Origin of the sequence: Campylobacter concisus, from assembly GCF_002913765.1 — a bacterium.
In the GTDB taxonomy this organism is placed as follows: Bacteria; Campylobacterota; Campylobacteria; order Campylobacterales; family Campylobacteraceae; genus Campylobacter_A; species Campylobacter_A concisus_BB.
This window is the reverse complement of the sequence record NZ_PPCH01000013.1, coordinates 58564-76394: the sequence shown is the minus strand read 5'-3', so window position 1 is coordinate 76394 and position 17831 is coordinate 58564. Positions and strand designations below refer to the sequence as shown.

Here is a 17831-nt window from a genome sequence, read left to right as displayed (position 1 = left end):
AATGCCAAAACTTCATCTTATCTCGCTTGGTTGTAATAAAAATTTAGTTGATTCAGAGATCATGCTAGGACGCTTGCAAAACTACGATATCACGGACGATATCAGCGACGCCGACGTCATCATAGTAAATACCTGCGGCTTTATCAAATCCGCCAAAGAAGAGAGCATCCAAACCATACTTGAGATGCACGAAGCTCGCAAAAATGGCTCTTTGCTGGTAGTGACTGGCTGTCTTATGCAGCGCTACAAAGATGAGCTCATAAAAGAGCTACCAGAGGTTGATCTCTTTACCGGCGTGGCTGATTATGACAAGATCGATGAGATCATCTTAAAAAAGCAAAATTTATTTAGCCCGCAAACTTATCTGCAAGCAAACGAAGAGCGTGTGATAACTGGCTCAAACTACCATGCCTACATCAAAATTTCAGAGGGCTGCAACCAAAAATGCAGCTTTTGCGCGATACCGACATTTAAGGGCAAACTAAAATCACGCTCGCTTGAAAATATCACAAATGAGGTCAAAAATCTAGTCAAAAAAGGCTACTACGACTTTAGCTTTTTATCCCAAGACTCAAGCTCATACATGCGTGATCACGGCATTAGCAACGGACTAATAAATTTAATAGACGAGATAGAAAAGATAGAGGGCGTAAGGAGTGCTAGGATACTTTATCTCTACCCAAGTACGACCAGCAAGGAGCTAATAGAGCGTATCATCGCTTCGCCTATCTTTCACAACTACTTTGACATGCCTATCCAGCACATCAGCGAAAATATGCTAAAGATAATGAAGCGTGGAAGTGGCGCTAAAAAGATAAAAGAGCTTTTAAATTTGATGAGAAATGCTAAAAATTCGTTCTTGCGAACTGGTGTCATCGTAGGACATCCAGGCGAGAGCGAGGAGGATTTTGAGGAGCTTTGCGAGTTTTTAGAAGAGTTTAAATTTGATAGAATTTCCGCCTTTGCCTACTCAAAAGAAGAAGACACAGCCTCTTTTGAAATGGAGCAAATCCCAGCTAAGATCATCTCAAAAAGGCTAAGCAAGATAGAAAAGATCACCAAAAAAGCGATAAATGAAAGCTTGCAAAAAGAGCTTGGCAAGCAAATTTATGCATCGCTTGAGGGCGTTAGCAGCGAGGGCGAGATGTTTTACGCTGCCAAAAAAGATATCTGGGACAAAGATATAGACGGCGAAATTTTGATCAATGAAAGCGACGTAAAAGAGCTTGAGATCGGCTCGCTCTACCTTTGCGAGGTCAGCGACGTGGTCGATCAAAAACTAGTCGCTACTATCATCAAAAAAGCAAAATGATAAGCCAAAATGTGCTTGATAGGCTAAGATCAGGCGCAAACCTGCTTGCCTTCTCGCACGGTATCGATAGCACTGCACTTTTTTATATTCTACACGAGACTGGGATAAAATTTGATCTAGCCATAGTCGATCACAACGCCAGAGAGCAGAGCAAATTTGAAGTTAAAAGCGCCAAAGAGCTTGCCAGTAAATTTGGCAAAACAATCTACATAAAAAGCGTAAATTTAGGTAAGTCAAATTTTGAAAAAAATGCACGCGAGGCGAGGTATGAGTTTTTTGGTGAAATTTGCCAAAAATTTGGCTATGAGAATTTGATCTTAGCACATCAATTTGACGATAAATTTGAGTGGTTTTTGATGCAGCTTGGCAAGGGAGCTGGGCTAAAAGAGCTCTTTGGTATGAGCGAGCTTGAGAAGAGAGAGCGCTTTTGGCTGGTTAGACCGCTTTTAAATTTACGCAAAAAAGAGCTTCAAAACTACCTTGACGAGCGAGGATTGCGCTATTTTGTCGATGAGACAAATTTAGATGGCAAGCTTAAAAGAAGCTTTGTGAGACTAAATTTTAGCGAGCCGTTTTTGGACGAATATTTTAGCGGCGTAAAAAAAAGTTTTGAGTTTTTGGAGGCTGATAGGCAAAATTTGCTGCCAAATATCACAAAAATGGATGATGAAATTTTCATTATAAAAAATGATAGCAACGTAGTTCGAGGCGTCGATATGGCAGCAAAAGAGCTAAATGTGCTCTTAAGCAAGGCTCAAAAAGATGAGCTAAGCGCAAACTTAGCAAAGCAAACAAGCGTGGTGCTAAGTGGCAAGATCGCTGTTGGTTACGCTAATGAATACATCCTAGTGACGCCATTTTGCAAAGCCGTAATGCCAAAAATATTTAAAGAAAAAGCTAGAATTTTAAAGCTCCCAGCGATAAATAGAGGCTATTTATTTGCAAAGGGCACTCAGATAGAAAATCTTTCTAAATTTTTTAGCAAATAGAGTATTTTAGGCTCTAAATTTGATCTACTAAAGGTTAATTTAAACTTTTTATCACCAAATTTTCTACAACAATCTTAACAAGCCTGCAAAAATTTAAATTTCTATCTGCGAATTTAATCTACAAAGATCAAATTTAAAACTAAATTTTGCTCCAACCATTAAACTAAAGCACCAAAAAACTGCGAATTTGATTTTGGCTATTTTTCTCTAACACAAACTGCTTTTGAGTTTAAATTTAGAGCATAAAGACAACAAATTTGACCCACAAAAGAGCAAATTTAAAGTTTCTAGCACCAAATTTTACCCTTACGATCATCACACTAGAGCGTTAAGTCTGCAAAATTTAAAATTTCTATCGGTAAATTTATTTATTTTTAGTTTATTACAACTATTTTTGGGCTTAAATTTAGCTACAAATTTGATCTAAAAAGTAAATTTTAAAGCCTTAAGCAGCAAATTTACTCAAGCTCTCAAGCAAATACCCGCTTCAACCTTGGCAAAAGTGGCACTAAACCTGCAAATTTTCTATGCTAAAAGTCAAATTTAATCTATCAAGAACCAAATTTAAAGCATCATCGAATAAATTTAATTTCACAGCTGTTTTAAATTGCAACCGCGCACCACAACAAAAAACTCATCTGCGATGTAAATTTCTCAAGCAAAAAACTCTAAATTTTATATATCAAATCTTTGTTACCAGCCAACTACAAATTTTCAGCCTTAAATTTAAAAATCACAGCAGTCTTGCGGCTTTAAAATCGCATATAGAAATTCGGCTTAACAATATTCATATTGCTTGCAAGCTATTAAAGAAAGTGATAAAACGTAAATCTTACATATGAAACTAAATTGTATAAACTAAATAATGGATTTTGCAGCTCATTAAATTTAAGCTCAGTTGCAAAATTTAGTCTTAGTTTATGTGATCTCTAGCAAAAACTAAATTTGCGCATCACTAGAGTGCTAAAATATAAATTTGAAATTTTCAGTCAATAAGCATTTAAAAATTAATAAATTTTGTGGTTCATTAAATTTAAACTCTCATGCAAAATTTAGCCTCAACCGATCTGTGATATCAAATTTAATAAACGCGTCCAAAAAGTCAAATTTATAAAAAAAGCGTCGAACATAACAAAAAGCCAACCCATAAAACAAATTTAAACAGACCAGCGGTTTAATTCTATCTCATCACAGCCATTTGCATAAAATAATGCGTAAAATTTTATTACGCACTAGGCGAGGATTTTTTCTATCAGCTCTCTTTTTAGCACAAAGTCATAGCTAAAAGCATTGACCACGACGCCAGCGTAACTGCTCTCTTTTAGCATCGCAAGATACTCTTTTAGACCTATCTCAATGCTCTCTTGCTCGCTGTCGTTTCGCCAAAGCTTCATCGCCTCTTTGCTTGTAAATGCCGGAAAATAGCTAAGCTTTTCGCCCTCATCTTCAAGCAGGATAAATTTGATATTTGAGCCCTCCTCCTCATAAACTACGCCACCATCAGGCTTTGCAAGCGCTTGATTTAAAAGCACTGGAGCAAAAAATGTGGCTTTTTTCAAAGCCGATATCAAATTTATCTCATTTTGCTGGCTAGGATCACTTAAAAATTTATCCATCGCTTCTTGCATTTTAGCCCCTAAAAGCCTCATCTACGGCCTGACAGATCGTGTGTATAAAAAAGATGTGCGACTCTTGAATTCTTGCTGTATCGCTTGAGCTAACGACTAAATTTAGATCACATCCTTCATTCATAGCACCACCGCCTTTGCCGCTAAGTCCAAGCACTGATGCGCCCATTTTCTTGGCACTTTTTATCGCCTCAAGGACATTTTTGCTGTTGCCGCTTGTTGAGATAGCCACGAGCAAGTCGCCCTCCTGCGCTAAAGCCTCAAACTGGCGTGAAAAAACATAGTCAAAACCGTAGTCGTTGCCAATGGCCGTAAGAGCCGAAGTATCGGTGGTTAGCGCGATACCTGGTAGTGGCTGGCGCTCGCTTTTATATCTGCCAGTTAGCTCGGCTGCAAAGTGCTGTGCGTCCGCCGCAGAGCCGCCGTTACCGCATATCAGTACCTTTTTGCCATTTTTTAGCGTATCAGCTACCATCTGACAAGCACGCTCCAAGTTACCCAGCAAATTTACATGCTCACTAAAGGTCTTTTGGTGAGCCTCAAGCTCATTTTTTATCATCATTTTTAGCATCTTTTATCCTTTTTATTATCCCTGTTGTGCTTTTGCCCTCGACAAAGTCAATCAGCCTGACCTCTTTTACGATCTCGCTGCCAACGACTTCTTTGCCCTTGTAATCAGCCCCTTTTACAAGCACGTCTGGCTTTATTTTGGTGATCAAATTTAAAGGCGTATCCTCATCAAATATCACGACATAATCGACAAATCCAAGCCCGCTTAGCACGCAGGCTCTATCATTTTGCGAATTTATAGGACGCTCATCGCCTTTTAGCCGCTTAACTGAAGCGTCCGAGTTTAGCCCAACGACCAAAAGATCGCCAAGCTCCCTTGCGCGCGCTAGGTATTTTACGTGCCCAGCGTGCAAGATATCAAAGCAGCCATTTGTGAAAACGACCTTTTTCTTGCCCTTTTGACTCAAAATTTCTTCTAACTCCTCGACGCTTTTAAGTTTATGCTCAAAATTTGCCCCAAATGAGCTATTTAACAGCTGCTCGATCTCGCTAAAACTAGCAGTTGCGCTGCCGATCTTAGCCACGACGACGGCTGCTGCGAGGTTTGCTATCTTTATTGCCTCTTTTATATCAGCCCCAGTTGCTAGCATGTAGCCAAGTGTGGCAAGCACCGTATCTCCAGCGCCAGTGACGTCAAAGACCTCTTTTGCCTTAGCAGCAAAGATGTGTAGCTTGTCGTCATAAAGCGCGATGCCCTCTTCTGAGATCGTGATGATCGAATAGGTCAAATTTAACTCGTCTTTTAGCTGTTTTATCGCCTTTTCAAGCTCGGCCTTGTCTTTTATCTTTAAATTTGTAGCCTCGCTCGCCTCTTTTTTATTTGGCGTTAGAAGGGTTGCGTTTTTGTATTTTGAGTAGTCGCTGCCTTTTGGGTCTATGAGCACTGGGATATTTAGCCTCACGCACTCATTTATGATCTCTTGGCAGACCTTTTCGCTAAGCACGCCTTTGCCGTAGTCGCTTAGCAAGACAGCCTTAAAATTTGCAAGGTTTTCTTTGACTTTTAAGACAAGCTCATCTTCTAAATTTATCTTGACAACGCTCTCTTTATCAATCCTGACAACTTGCTGATGAGATGCCATGATACGGCTTTTTATAGAGCTTTCACGCCCTTTTTCAGTGAGGATCAGCTCATCTTTTACATTTAGCTCGGCAAGCTTCTCTTTTATCTTTTTGCCAGCCTCATCATCTCCTAAAACGCTAGCCACGCTCACATTTGCGCCAAGAGAGAGTAAATTTCTCACCACATTACCAGCGCCACCAAGCGTGTAGGTTTCGTTATTTATCTTAACAACCTGCACTGGGGCTTCAGGCGAGATGCGCTCACAACTACCCCAGATGTAGTGATCTAGCATGAGATCACCGACGACTAAAATTTTAACTCTCTTAGCCATTTAGCTCTTCCTTATAAATTCTCTTTATCTCTGGTAAGTAGTCTTTGATCGCCTCTTCTAGGCTCCAAGTCGCACTAAAGCCAAATGCCTCTCGAGCTGGGGCTACGTCGGCCTCTGTGTGAAACTGATAAGAGCCTAAAAATGGGTTTTTGATATATTCGTTGCCTAAATTTACGCCGATCTCGCGTTGCAAGATGTCAGCGATATCTTGAAAGCTTCTAGCCTTGCCAGTAGCTGCGTTATAGACGCCACTTGGTGCGTCAAGCGCTTTTATATTTGCCTCAATGATATCTTTTATATAGACAAAGTCGCGTTTGATCTGGTCGCTGCCCTCAAAGAGTCTAGGGGTCTTGCCAGCTAAAATTTGAAGTCCAAACTGAAGCACCATCGAGGCAGTTTTATTTTTGAAAAACTCGCCCTTGCCAAAGACGTTAAAATACCTCAGTCCAACCACGCTCACACCGCGCTTTGTGTAAATTTTATTGATATTATCCATGCTTAGCTTGCTAAAGCCATAAACGTTATTTGGTGCTTCGCACTCGCCAACTGTTTGTGGGCTCTTTGCGTTGCCATAAGTCGCCCCTGAGCTAGCGTAGATCATCTTTGCGCCAAAACTCTCGCAGATATCAAGCAAATTTACAAAGGCATTTACATTTGTTTTTATTAGCTCGTCTTGCTCTTTTACGGTCGTATCTGAGATCGCTGCCTCGTGGTAGATGACGTCTGGGCGAAAACTTTTTATCTTCTCAAGCGTGCTCTCATCGTTGATATCGCCAGCGTAAATTTCACCCTTAAAACCAAGTAAATTTTTAAAATGTCCAAAGCTTTTTAGGTTGCCGTTGCTAAATGTCTCGTCGTTTCTAAATTTATCTACGACAAGCACGTGAGCATCTTTATAATTTTCATCAAAATAGTGCGCCAAAGCTGAGCCGATAAAGCCAGCACCGCCAGTTATAACTATTTTTTTTCCGTTTAAATTCATAGTGATTTTTCCTTTTTTAGCTTATTTAAAACATCTCTTACATCTTTAAAATTTATGCCATCAAGCAAGAAATTTTTGCCCACACCAGCCCTTTTGCCAGCCTCGATGTCGCTTGGCTTATCGCCTATCATTAGCGAGTTTTCAAGGTCTATGTCAAACTCTTTGCAAGCATCAAGTATCATTTTTGGATTTGGTTTTCTGCAGGTGCATTTTTGCTCTGGAGAGTGCGGACAAAAATAGACTTTGGTGATAAAAATTTGCTCTTTTTTAAAGCTTTCTAGCATAAATTTATTTAGAGCGTCAAACTGCTCCTGTGTGTAGTAGCCCCTGCCGATGCCTGATTGATTTGTCACGACAAAGAGCTTGTAGCCAGCCTTAGCAAATTCTCTTAACGCATCAAAAATGCCATCAATAAATTTAAAGTCTTTGATCTCGCAAACGTATCCAGCGTCTTCATTTATGACGCCATCTCGGTCTAAAAAAAGTGCTTTGTTGGCTGTTTCTTTTATCATTTGGTGATTATAGCCAAAATATTTTAACCCGCCCCTTGCAAATTTACATTTTTGTATTATAATGCCGGCACGTTTTTTAAAAAGGATGACAAATGAAAAAACTACTAATCGTTTCAAGTGTTGCAGCACTACTTTCAACTGCTGCTTTCGCTGCAGATGGCGCTACTATCTATAAAAAATGCGTTGCCTGTCATGGCGCTAAAGCTGAAAAAGTTTTCAATAACAAAGTTCCAGCTTTAACATCACTTGATGCAGCAGCTATCGAAGCAGCTCTAAAAGGCTACAAAACAGGAGCAAATAAATTTGGTCTTGGTGCTATGATGAAACCTATCGCTACTCCAATGAGCGACGACGACATCAAAGCAGTTGCAGAATACATCCAAACACTAAAATAATCATAGGGGCGCTCGCCCCTTTTTCTACAAATTTAAACTCACACCAAATTTCAAAAGCTCTTTTGGCAAATGATCGTCTAAATTACCGATCTTATCGTTATCTATCTCTATTAAATTTAAATTGTATTTTTTATAAAGCTCTATCTTTTGCTCTTTTCTTTTTAGATATGCCTCATCATCTTCATATCCCCAAAATTCTATATAAATCTTACCTTTTGGTATGTAAAAATCACAATAGACATCTTCTTTTATTGGTACTCTTTTTTCATAAGCGTAAGCTATGCCCTCAGCAAAAAGCCAGTTTGCTATAACTAGCTCAGCCCTACTTCTTACATAGTGACCGTCATTTGTTCGGTATTCAGCCTTAAATTTCTCTCTAAAGTCTTCTTTTTGCTCTTTTTTTCTAGATTTTTCGCCAACTTTTACGATCTCGTTTATGAAATTTTCATTACAAAGTAGCCTCTCGTCCCACCTAACGCTTGCTTTGCTCATGTAGTAGTTTTGCATGCCTCCATAGTATCTGCCAACATCTGTCACGTTGTAGCCGTTTTCACATTTTTTTATGAGGCCTAAATTTAACAAAACCTCATTTACATCTTTTGCATTTTTGCCAAATTTCTTCGCTATCTCTTTTGCGCTAAATGTATCAGCTATATTTCTTTGGTTAAATTTTACATAAGATTTTTGGTGCAGCTTTCGCCTGATAAATTTTGTTATCAAATTTACTAAAATGACAAATATTATAATAGGTAGCGCAAAGCTAAAAAACGCTGGCAACATTATGGATAGTAAATTTGCCGTATCAAAAATTTGCATTTTTATGGTGTAGTGGGAGTAAATTTAAATTTTAAATGATAAATTCTGGCTCAAATTTTGTCCCATTTACCCTGACAACTCTTGCTGGTATGCCAACTACGGTTGCATTTGCTGGGACGTTTTTTAGCACGACTGAGTTTGCGCCGATCTTAGCATTTTCACCAATCGTTATGGCACCAAGTATCTTTGAGCCAGCGGCGATAGTCACGCCATTTTTAATGGTTGGATGGCGCTTGCCACACTCTTTGCCAGTGCCGCCAAGTGTCACTTGATGATACATCATCACATCATCACCGACCTCAGCCGTCTCGCCGATAACCACGCCCATGCCGTGATCTATGAAAAATCTCCTACCGATCTTCGCTCCCGGGTGGATCTCGATGCCTGTTAGAAATCTTGCTATTTGCGAGATGAGTCTAGCTAGAAAAAACCACTTTTTCTCATATAAAAAATGAGAAATTTTATGAAACAAAACCGCATGGATGCCAGGAGTGTTTATAAGTATCGCCAAAAAGCAACAACTATGCACCGATGGGTCTTTTTCACGGACGGTTTGAACTAGCTCTTTTAGACTCTCCCACATATTTTACGCTCCGTAAAGCTCTGTACTTAGGTATCTCTCACCGTTATCTGGAGCTATGAAAAGCACTTTTTTGCCAGCGCCAAGTCTTTTAGCCACTCTTTTTGCAGCCACGTAAGAAGCGCCGCCACTTATGCCTATCATCAAGCCATCGCTCTTTGCGATCGCTCTAGCTGCATTTAGTGCGTCATCGTTGCTTACTCTTTCTACTTCGCTAACTAGGCTCATATCCATTGTATTTGGTAAAAATCCAGCTCCGATGCCTTGAATTTTATGTGGTCCTGGGTTGCCACCACTTAAAACTGGTGATGCTTCAGGCTCTACTGCGATGATCTTAGTGTCATAGCCTTTTTCTTTTAAAACCTTTGCCACGCCGCTTATCGTGCCGCCTGTGCCAACACCTGCTACAAAGGCATCAAGCTTGCTAAAATCAGCCACGATCTCAGCAGCTGTTGTTAGCTCGTGAGCTTGTGGGTTATACTTGTTTTCAAACTGGCTTAGCATTACGTGGTTTGGCTGAGAAGCTAGCTCAGTAGCTCTTGCGATCGCTGCTTTCATACCGCCAGCTGCAGGAGTTAGCTCAAGATGAGCGCCATAAGCTGCAACGATCTTGCGTCTTTCGATACTCATGCTCTCAGGCATGCAAAGGATCACTTTAAAGCCAAGTGCAGCACCGCACATAGCTACGCCGATACCAGTGTTGCCGCTTGTTGGCTCAACGATAGTGTCGCCATGTTTTAGTGTGCCATCAGCTAGCATTTTTGTGATCATATTAAATGCGATCCTATCTTTTACAGAGCCGCCTGGGTTAAAAAACTCTAATTTTACGTAAATTTCAGCCTCGTCAGCACCTGTTTTAACCTTTACGATAGGTGTATTACCGATCGTTTTTACGATGTTATCGTAGATCATCACTCCTCCTAAAATAAATTTCTCGTAAATTTAGCATAGAATTTAAAATAAAACATAAAAAGTCCTAATTTGCGCTAAATTTAAAATAAAAATTTAGTTTTTAATGCTATCAAGCACCTCTTGTCCGCTTTGGCTTAAAATTTTGCCTTTGAAATTCTCTTTGCAAAACTCCAAAATAAGTGCATGATAGAGCTTTAAAACCTCACTCTCGTCAAATTTCTCACTATCAAGAAATTTATAAATTTCATCATAATCAAGCGAGCTAAACCACTCAGCCGCCTCGTTGTAGCTCTCAAAAATGTAGTCAAAATATGCCATTATCCTAAGCGCATAAGCATCAACGACCATATAAGGCTTGCCGCAAGCATAAGCAAGTATCGCATCACAAGTCTCAGCGCCAACGCCTTTTACGCTTATGAGCCACTTGCGGCTAGCGTTTTCTTTAAAATTATCAAAGCTCTCAAATTCGTTTTTTATAGCTAGACAAAGCGTCTTTAGCCGTTTTGCCTTTGTGTTGTAAAAGCCACTTGGCTTTATGAGTGTGGCAACCTCGCTGTTTTCAAGCTTGCAAATGCCTTGCAGGCTATCTTTGCTCGCTTTTTTTAGATTGGCAAGAGCTTTTTCTACGTTTTTCCAGTTGGTATTTTGCACCAAAATAGCGCCCAAAATGACCTCAAAAGTGCCCTCACCTGGCCATTTTAGCTCGTCAAAATTTCTACTTTTGTGATTTAGCAAGGCTAAAAACAGATCAGTTGATCTCATTTTAAATTTTCTTTAAAAGTTAGATAAAACTGCTTTGCTGTCCTGCCACTTCTGCTGGCTCTTAAAGTGGCGAAATTTTTAGCAAGCGTGTGAAGCTCATCTTTGTCGCCAGTGTAGTCTTTAAAGTAAAAATCAACCATTTTTAGATACTCATCGTAGTTGCCTTGATAAAAGCTGATCCAAAGACCAAAGCGGTCCGAGAGCGAAATTTTCTCCTGAGCTGCGTCGCTGTAGTGAATTTCACCGTCTATTAGCTCTGAGTTTTCATTTTCGCTTTTAAACTCGCTTATTAGGTGTCTGCGGTTTGATGTGGCATATAAAAGGACGTTTTTTGGCGGCTTTTGGATAGAGCCATCCATGATAGGCTTTAGAAATTTATACTCATTACTGCCATTTTCAAAGCTTAGATCGTCGCAGAAAATGATAAATTTAAACTCGCTCTTTCTGATCTCGTCGATGATGTCGCCAAGGTATTTTAGATCCTCACATCCAATCTCAATGATGCGAAGTCCCTCTTTATAAAATTTAGTAAAAACAGCCCTTACAAGGCTTGACTTGCCACATCCTCTCTCACCCCAAAGAAGCACGTGATTTGCCTCGTCGCCCGCTATAAAATTTCTAGTATTTTTTAGCAAAATTTCTTTTTGCTTCTCTAGTCCATAAAGTGAGTCGATATCGACAAAATCGATATCCTCAACTGGCTTTAACATCCCTTTTGTGCTCTTATAAATCGCTGCGTACTTCATACCCCAATCTATCATTTCTTATCCTTTCTTAGATAGACCAAAATTTCAGCCAAAACATCGTCATCGTCCTTGCTACGTGACTTTAGCCTGATCTTCTCGTCATCATTTTTTGTTATTAGTATATTTTGTTCGCTGTTTGAGATCGTCTTTATGCCAGCTTTTAGAGCTAAAATTTTAATGATGATAAGGTCCAAAAACTGCTTTGTAAATGTATCTATCTTGCCAAATCTATCCTCAAGCTCACTTTGTATCTCATAGACTTCAGCGACCTCTTTGCACTTGCTAAGGCGCCTATAAATTTCAAGCCTTAGCCTATCTTCTCTTATAAATTCTTGATTTAAAAAGGCGCTCACACTAAGCTTTAGATCGATCTTGTCAAGCTTTGCGGAGTCTTGATTAAGAAGCTTGTTTATCTCATCTTCTAGCATCTTTAGATATAGCGAGTAGCCGATAGCCTCGATGTGACCGCTTTGCGCCTCGCCGATGATGTTACCACCACCCCTTATCTCAAGGTCGTGATAAGCTAGCACTGAGCCAGCGCCCAAAAACGAGTTGCCCTCAAGTGCGACAAGTCGTTTTAGAGCGTCTTTGCTAATGGCATCTTTATCCTCAACCAAAAAGTAGCAATAAGCCTGCTTGTCACTTCTACCCACGCGTCCGCGCAGCTGGTGCAGGTCAGCCATGCCAAATTTATTGGCATTTTCTACGATTATGGTGTTTGCATTTGGCAAGTGGATGCCGCTTTCAACGATGCTGGTGCAAAGCAGCAAGTCATACTCGCCCCGCTCAAATTTCATCATCTCATCTTCAGCGACTTTCGCATTTATCTTTGAGTGAAGTATCAAAATTCTAAGCTTTGGCAAAATTTTTCTTAGCTCATTTGCTGTCTGCTCGATGTCTGCGATGTGGTTATGGATGTAAAAGGTCTGCCCACCGCGTCTTAGCTCACGCATGATAGCCTCTTTGACGACCTTTTCGTCCCACTCTCTCACGCTTGTTCTCACATCCAGCCTCGAGCTTGGCGGAGTGGCTAAAATGCTATATGTTTTTATCTTGCTAAGCGCCATATTTAGGCTTCTTGGTATCGGCGTGGCGCTCATGCTTAGGATGTGTGAGTGCTGAGAAATTTCTTTTAGCTGCTCTTTTTGCTTAACGCCAAATTTATGCTCCTCATCAACAACGATAAGCCCTAAATTTTCAGCCTTTACACCAAGAAGCGCATGCGTACCCACGCAAACTATGGGCTCATTTTCTTTTAGTGCTTTTTGTAGGCTTGATTTCTCTTTGGCACTTGAGAAGCGATCCAGTCTAAAGACCTTTATGCCAAATTTACTAAATCTCTGGCTTAGCGTCTTGTAGTGCTGCGAGCTAAGAAGTGTCGTTGGCACAAAGAAAAATGCGCTAAAGCCTGATTTTATGCAGGTAAATATGGCATTCATCGCAACTTCGGTCTTGCCAAAGCCAACATCTCCGCTAAGCAGCCTATCCATCACCCTGCCGCTTTTTAGCTCATCTTTTATCTCATTTACCGCTTTTTGTTGGTCACTCGTATATGAAAAGCCAGCGTCTTGGACGAAATTTAGATAAGAGATATCCTCTTTTTTTAAAATTTTGCCTGCGATTAGCTCTCTTTTTGCCGCCATTGCCACGATCTTTGAGGCGATCGCGAAGAGTTTTTCTCTAACCTTCTCTTTTATCTTGGCAAAATTTGCCTTGCCTAAGCGATCAAGCACCGCCATAGAGCCATTTTGAGCGATGTAGCGGTCTATCAAATTTAGATGCTCAACCGGCAAAAGAAGCTTGTCGTCATTTTGGTAGGCAATTACTACAAATTCTTTCGTCGCACCCAAAACCTTGATCTTTTCAAGCCCTAAAAATCTGCCTATACCATAATCTTCATGCACGACGTAGTCATTTACTTTTAGCTCATCGACCACGAGACTTGAGCGCTTAACTCGCCTTTTTTTCTCAAATTTATTTAAAGAGACTACGATCTTGTCGCTTGAGGTTAAATTTACTACAAGGGGCGAAATTTCAAGCTTTACATTTGCAAAGCCATCAAGCTCATAGCCCTTAAAAAGCCCCTCATTTCTTGAAAGAACGGTTATGCTTTTGCTCTTGTTTAGCTCAAAAAAGTCAAAATTTAAAGTAACTTCTAAGTCTTTATAGACCTTTGGCTCAGGTAAAATTTCAATGCCCTTAAATTTCTCCTCAGGCGCATCATAAATTTCAAAATCGATCGTTTTAACAAGCTTTGAGTTAAAATCTTTTAAATAGTCGCTAAAGCTATCTATCGCCCAAAATCCAAGTGAATTTAGATCGCTCACCAAAGCATCACTTTGCATATCCTCGATCTTTTGGCTAACTTTTTCAAACTCATCTTTGCTCAAATTTGCGATAAATGGCACGATCTCGGCTTCGCTTAGCTCATTTTTGTTGCTAATTTGCGTGGCGGTGTTGTAGTTTCTGATACTCTCCACCTCATCGCCAAAGAGTAAAATTCTAACAGGATCGTCCATATTTACGCCGTAAATGTCGATCACTTCGCCACGAATGCTAAACTCACCAACGCTCTCAACGATATCGACGCACTCGTAGCCAAATCGTATGAGCAAGTCGGCAAATTCGCTTAAATTTAGATTGTCTTTTAGCTTGATCGTTGAGCTTTCTAGGTTTTTTTGCGTTGGAAGTGGGTTTAAAAGCGTGCTAAATGGGCTTACGATGATCTTTTTGCCATCAAATTTATAGTATTTGCTAAGAACGGATGAAATTTCAAAGAGCTCTTCGTTAAAGCTTCTTAGGTCATCGCCCTTTTTAGCTCTAAAATCAGGTAGTTTAAATGCGCTAAAGCCAGCAAAACTGGCCGCATCAGCGCAGAGTGCCGCCTCTTTGTCATCTTCGCAGATGAGAATTTGTGGGGCGTGCGTTAAAAGATACTCATAGACCTTTGCTTGCATAGTACTCTTTTAAAAAGGCTTCGGCTAGATGAAATGAGCCAAATGCTAGGTAAATTTTGCCGTTTTTTGCCTCTTTTATATCGTTCATATCGCTTGGCTCAAACTCTCTATGCGAAATTTCAAGCTCGTTTAGCGCTTTGTTTATAAGCTCTCCGCCAAGCTCCCTGCCCTCGCAGTGGTAGTGATAAAGCAGCACATCCTCGACAACTGGCTTTAGAGCTGCCAAGACTGCCTTGAAATCTTTATCTAAAAATGAGTTATAAACTAGAGTTAGCTTCTTGCCACCAAACTCTTCTTGGCTAAATTTCTTAGCCACAGCTTTTGCGCCAAGCTCGTTGTGACCGACATCAACGTATAAATTTGAAGCGATCTTTTCACATCTGCCACGAAGCGATAAGGCACCAAGCTTTTTGATATCTATGCTGCTATCTAAAATTTTAGCTGCGGCGTAGGCTAGAGTTAAATTTGAGCGTAAAAACTCTGGTAGATTAAATTTATCTGCGTAGTTTGCGATCTCATTTAAATTTTCTTTGTTTAAAATTTCTCTTGGAAAGCTCAGAGTTACACTCTTCTCGCTTGCGATCTCTTTTGCGATAGCCACACTTATCTCGTTCATCTCATCATTTAAAATAGCTCTTTTGCCCATAGCTTCAAATTTCGTGCGTGAAATTTCTTCTAAGCTATTGCCTAATATCGCCGTGTGGTCAAAGCCGATCGGAGTAAATATGCTTAGCTCTTTTTCAAAGACATTTGTCGCATCCAGCACGCCGCCCATGCCAGCCTCGCAGACAAAGTAGTCGCAACCCTCAAAAAGCACTGCAGAAAGCAGCGTCATATACTCAAAATAGCTCGTTTTTATCTTGTACTCATCACTCAAAAGAGCTTGCAAACGCTCGTGAGCTACCTCTAAAATTTCATCGCTAGCGACCTCGCCATTTAGCCAAAATCGCTCGTTAAATTTAAATATATGTGGGCTTGTGTAGTGTCCTACTTTTGCGCCATTTTGGCTTAAAATTTGCGCTAAAAAGCGGCCCGTGCTACCTTTGCCATTTGTGCCGATGATGTGGATTATCTTAAAAGGCTTTAGATGGCCTTTGATCGTATCATAAGCCCTTATGATCCTGCCATAGTCGATCTCTTTGTAGTAAAGTGGCTTGCCATCAAGAAATTTCGCTAGGCTCATTTTTCCTCGATTATCTTTGGCATGACTTGGTTTCTGCCGCCCTCTTTTGAAAGATAGAGCATCTTATCAGCGCCCTCAAGTGTCATCGTATCGCTTAAATTTGCACTTCTTGTCGCCACACCAGAGCTAATGGTAACTTTGATGCGCTCGTTTTTATAGATAAATTTGAAATTTTCGATCATGCTTCTTAGCTTCTCGCCAAATCTAACACCATCTTTTAGGCTCGTACTTGGTAGCAAAATGACAAATTCCTCGCCGCCATATCTGCCAACAAAGTCCACTTTTCTAGCATTTTTCTTAAGCACCTGAGCCACGGCTGAAAGGATCACGTCGCCAGCTTCGTGTCCGTAGGTGTCATTTATCTTTTTAAAGAAGTCGATATCAACAAAGCAGATCGAATAGTCCGTGCCGTAACGTTTATAAGCCTCTTCGATACGCTGGATTTCACTCATCAAAGCTCTTTTTGTAGCCACTTTTGTCAAAAAGTCCTCTTTGCTCTCAAGCTTAGCAGCTTCAAGCTCTTTTTCTAGGCTTGTAACCCTGTTTTGAAGCTCAGAAATGGTCGCTTGCTTGCTATTCATCTCAAGGCCAAGCTCCTTACTCTCGATCTCCAAGGCACCTGCGATCTCGATAAGCATGCTCTTTACATGATCGATGCTATTTGCATTTAAATTTACATTTTTAAGATCATTTTTGATGCTTTGCACCTTGGCTGAGCTACTTTTTGAGCTAGCTGCGATATCTGAAATCCTCTCGCCTATGCTTTGCAAGATGTTGTTTAATGAGCCAACCTTTTCGATGATCTCGGTTCTATCTTCTTCTATCCTGCGATCAACAAAGCCCTTTATCTTATCTTGAAATTCTTTGCTGTTTAGGCTTTGTGGATTTTGCTTCAAAACACTTCTAATACTGCTGAGCTCTTCGCCAAGCTCCTTTGTGATAGAAGGCTCAAGCGCAAAATTTAAAAGCTCCACTAAAGCATTTTCTTCTGTGTTTTCATTTTTTTGAGATAAGAATTTCTCAAGCTCAGCGCTCATAGTCTTTAGATCGTCAAAGTCTCTCACGCCATAATATTTCAAAAAGTCCAAAAATTCAGTATCGTAAGAGCTTACAAAGTCAAACCATTTAAGGCACATCTCTTCAAGATTTTTCTCATCATATCTTCTAGCAAGTAGCTGCATGCCCTGCTCTGCTAGAGCTTTTGCATCTTTGTTGTGAAGCATAGAGATGGCTTGGAGAATTCTTCTTGCAAAGGCGTTTAGTGACTTTAACTTTTTATCATCGACTACTTGGGCTGTGCCATTTTTAGTACCGTGAGAGAGCCTAGCGGTCATAAAAGCTACAAACTCATCAACCGTTTTTATATGAAGGCTTATAGCTTGCGCTTTATAGTCATCACCAAGCCTTGAGATATATTTTTCTATCTTTTTGCTCTCTTCGGTAGTAAAGCCATATTTTTTAGAAATTTCATTATAAACTTCGGTGTAATTTTCTGGCGTTAGCATCAAATGGCGATCTTTTATCTCGCTCAAGGCTTCCTTGACTATTTGACTAACGGTTACTGCTGCCATTTTTATATCCTTTTACAGCTAAATTTGCGATGTACTCATCAAACGCCTCTTTTGAAGCCTCTTTTATAGCTTCATACTTTTGAGTATCGCTAATGACACTATCTGCGTATCTTACGCTCTTTTGACGTCTTGCCACGCTAAAATCATACTCGCCAGTAGCAGGTATATCTACGACACGACCATCTTTAAATTTGGTTTTATAGTTTAGTGTTAAAAGTGCTTTATAAGATGTGATATAGCCATATTCATCATAGATTATTGCCTCGTAATTTAAACTTTTTACAGAAACTATTATCGAAGTATCAGCGCTATCTTTGCTTGATAGTGATTTATGCAGCCTTGCGACCATGCCCTCTTTTACTGCATCTTTTATCCAGACACTATTTTTTGGCTCTTCTTTGCTGATGATAACATCAACATAAACTCTATCTCCAACCAAATCCTGCGAGATCTTTGAAACTGGTTTATAGCCACATCCGCAGATAAATATAGCAATAAAAAACGCTAAAAAATATCTCAAAA

General features: G+C 40.1%; 17 protein-coding genes. 3 read left to right on the top strand and 14 right to left on the bottom strand.

Features of this window, described 5'->3' with window-relative positions; all coding sequences use genetic code 11:
- Position 1 precedes the first annotated feature (1 nt).
- Positions 2-1312, top strand: a complete 1311-nt coding sequence (rimO, locus tag CYO89_RS03460; protein WP_103597142.1) for a 30S ribosomal protein S12 methylthiotransferase RimO — start codon at positions 2-4, stop codon at positions 1310-1312.
- Positions 1309-2301, top strand: coding sequence for a tRNA lysidine(34) synthetase TilS (tilS, locus tag CYO89_RS03455; protein ID WP_103597141.1), 993 nt, complete (start codon positions 1309-1311; stop codon positions 2299-2301). Before rimO ends, tilS begins: the two co-directional genes overlap by 4 nt.
- Positions 2302-3533: 1232 nt before the next feature.
- On the opposite strand, the gene CYO89_RS03450 is transcribed toward tilS, so the two are convergent.
- The 5 genes from CYO89_RS03450 to gmhB are packed head-to-tail and all read right to left on the bottom strand — an operon-like array spanning position 3534 to position 7387.
- The gene (locus CYO89_RS03450; RefSeq protein ID WP_103597140.1) at positions 3534-3929 is read right to left on the bottom strand and encodes an SseB family protein; all 396 of its coding nucleotides are present in this window, start codon (positions 3927-3929) and stop codon (positions 3534-3536) included.
- Position 3930: 1 nt separating this feature from the next.
- Positions 3931-4500 (bottom strand): D-sedoheptulose 7-phosphate isomerase, encoded by a 570-nt coding sequence (gmhA, locus tag CYO89_RS03445; protein WP_103597139.1) that lies wholly within the window; start codon positions 4498-4500, stop codon positions 3931-3933.
- Complete coding sequence (gene rfaE1 / locus CYO89_RS03440; RefSeq protein WP_103597138.1) at positions 4475-5893, bottom strand: D-glycero-beta-D-manno-heptose-7-phosphate kinase; 1419 nt, start codon at positions 5891-5893, stop codon at positions 4475-4477. The genes gmhA and rfaE1 overlap by 26 nt, the downstream gene beginning before the upstream one ends.
- On the bottom strand, positions 5886-6875 hold the full coding sequence (rfaD, locus tag CYO89_RS03435) for an ADP-glyceromanno-heptose 6-epimerase (RefSeq protein WP_103597137.1): 990 nt from the start codon (positions 6873-6875) through the stop codon (positions 5886-5888). Before rfaD ends, rfaE1 begins: the two co-directional genes overlap by 8 nt.
- Positions 6872-7387: a D-glycero-beta-D-manno-heptose 1,7-bisphosphate 7-phosphatase gene (gene gmhB, locus CYO89_RS03430; protein WP_103597182.1), complete on the bottom strand. Its 516-nt coding sequence runs from the start codon at positions 7385-7387 to the stop codon at positions 6872-6874. The genes rfaD and gmhB overlap by 4 nt, the downstream gene beginning before the upstream one ends.
- Positions 7388-7479: 92 nt before the next feature.
- On the opposite strand from gmhB, the gene CYO89_RS03425 reads away from it, so the two are divergent.
- Positions 7480-7782, top strand: a complete 303-nt coding sequence (locus CYO89_RS03425; protein WP_087582377.1) for a c-type cytochrome — start codon at positions 7480-7482, stop codon at positions 7780-7782.
- A gap of 24 nt (positions 7783-7806) precedes the next feature.
- Here CYO89_RS03425 and CYO89_RS10535 read toward each other — a convergent pair whose 3' ends face one another.
- The 9 genes from CYO89_RS10535 to lptE all read right to left on the bottom strand — a co-directional run bounded on the left by CYO89_RS10535 (position 7807) and on the right by lptE (position 17829).
- Positions 7807-8598 (bottom strand): hypothetical protein, encoded by a 792-nt coding sequence (locus CYO89_RS10535; RefSeq protein ID WP_258032516.1) that lies wholly within the window; start codon positions 8596-8598, stop codon positions 7807-7809.
- Positions 8599-8629: 31 nt separating this feature from the next.
- Entirely contained in the window at positions 8630-9181 is a 552-nt protein-coding gene (epsC, locus tag CYO89_RS03415; protein WP_009294053.1) for a serine O-acetyltransferase EpsC, read from the bottom strand.
- 3 nt (positions 9182-9184) lie between these two features.
- Positions 9185-10090, bottom strand: coding sequence for a cysteine synthase A (cysK, locus tag CYO89_RS03410; RefSeq protein ID WP_103597136.1), 906 nt, complete (start codon positions 10088-10090; stop codon positions 9185-9187).
- Between the two features lie 93 nt (positions 10091-10183).
- Entirely contained in the window at positions 10184-10852 is a 669-nt protein-coding gene (locus CYO89_RS03405; RefSeq protein WP_103597135.1) for an endonuclease III domain-containing protein, read from the bottom strand.
- Positions 10849-11613, bottom strand: coding sequence for an ATP-binding protein (locus CYO89_RS03400; RefSeq protein WP_021089571.1), 765 nt, complete (start codon positions 11611-11613; stop codon positions 10849-10851). Before CYO89_RS03400 ends, CYO89_RS03405 begins: the two co-directional genes overlap by 4 nt.
- Positions 11610-14555 carry a transcription-repair coupling factor gene (gene mfd, locus CYO89_RS03395; protein WP_103597134.1) on the bottom strand — a complete coding sequence of 982 codons (2946 nt, stop codon included), beginning with the start codon at positions 14553-14555 and terminating at the stop codon, positions 11610-11612. Before mfd ends, CYO89_RS03400 begins: the two co-directional genes overlap by 4 nt.
- Entirely contained in the window at positions 14536-15738 is a 1203-nt protein-coding gene (locus CYO89_RS03390) for a Mur ligase family protein (RefSeq protein WP_103597133.1), read from the bottom strand. Before CYO89_RS03390 ends, mfd begins: the two co-directional genes overlap by 20 nt.
- A complete protein-coding gene (locus tag CYO89_RS03385; protein ID WP_103597132.1) occupies positions 15735-17309 on the bottom strand; it encodes a GGDEF domain-containing protein in 1575 nt (524 codons plus the stop codon). Before CYO89_RS03385 ends, CYO89_RS03390 begins: the two co-directional genes overlap by 4 nt.
- On the bottom strand, positions 17290-17829 hold the full coding sequence (lptE, locus tag CYO89_RS03380) for an LPS assembly lipoprotein LptE (protein ID WP_103597131.1): 540 nt from the start codon (positions 17827-17829) through the stop codon (positions 17290-17292). The genes CYO89_RS03385 and lptE overlap by 20 nt, the downstream gene beginning before the upstream one ends.
- Positions 17830-17831: the final 2 nt, after the last annotated feature.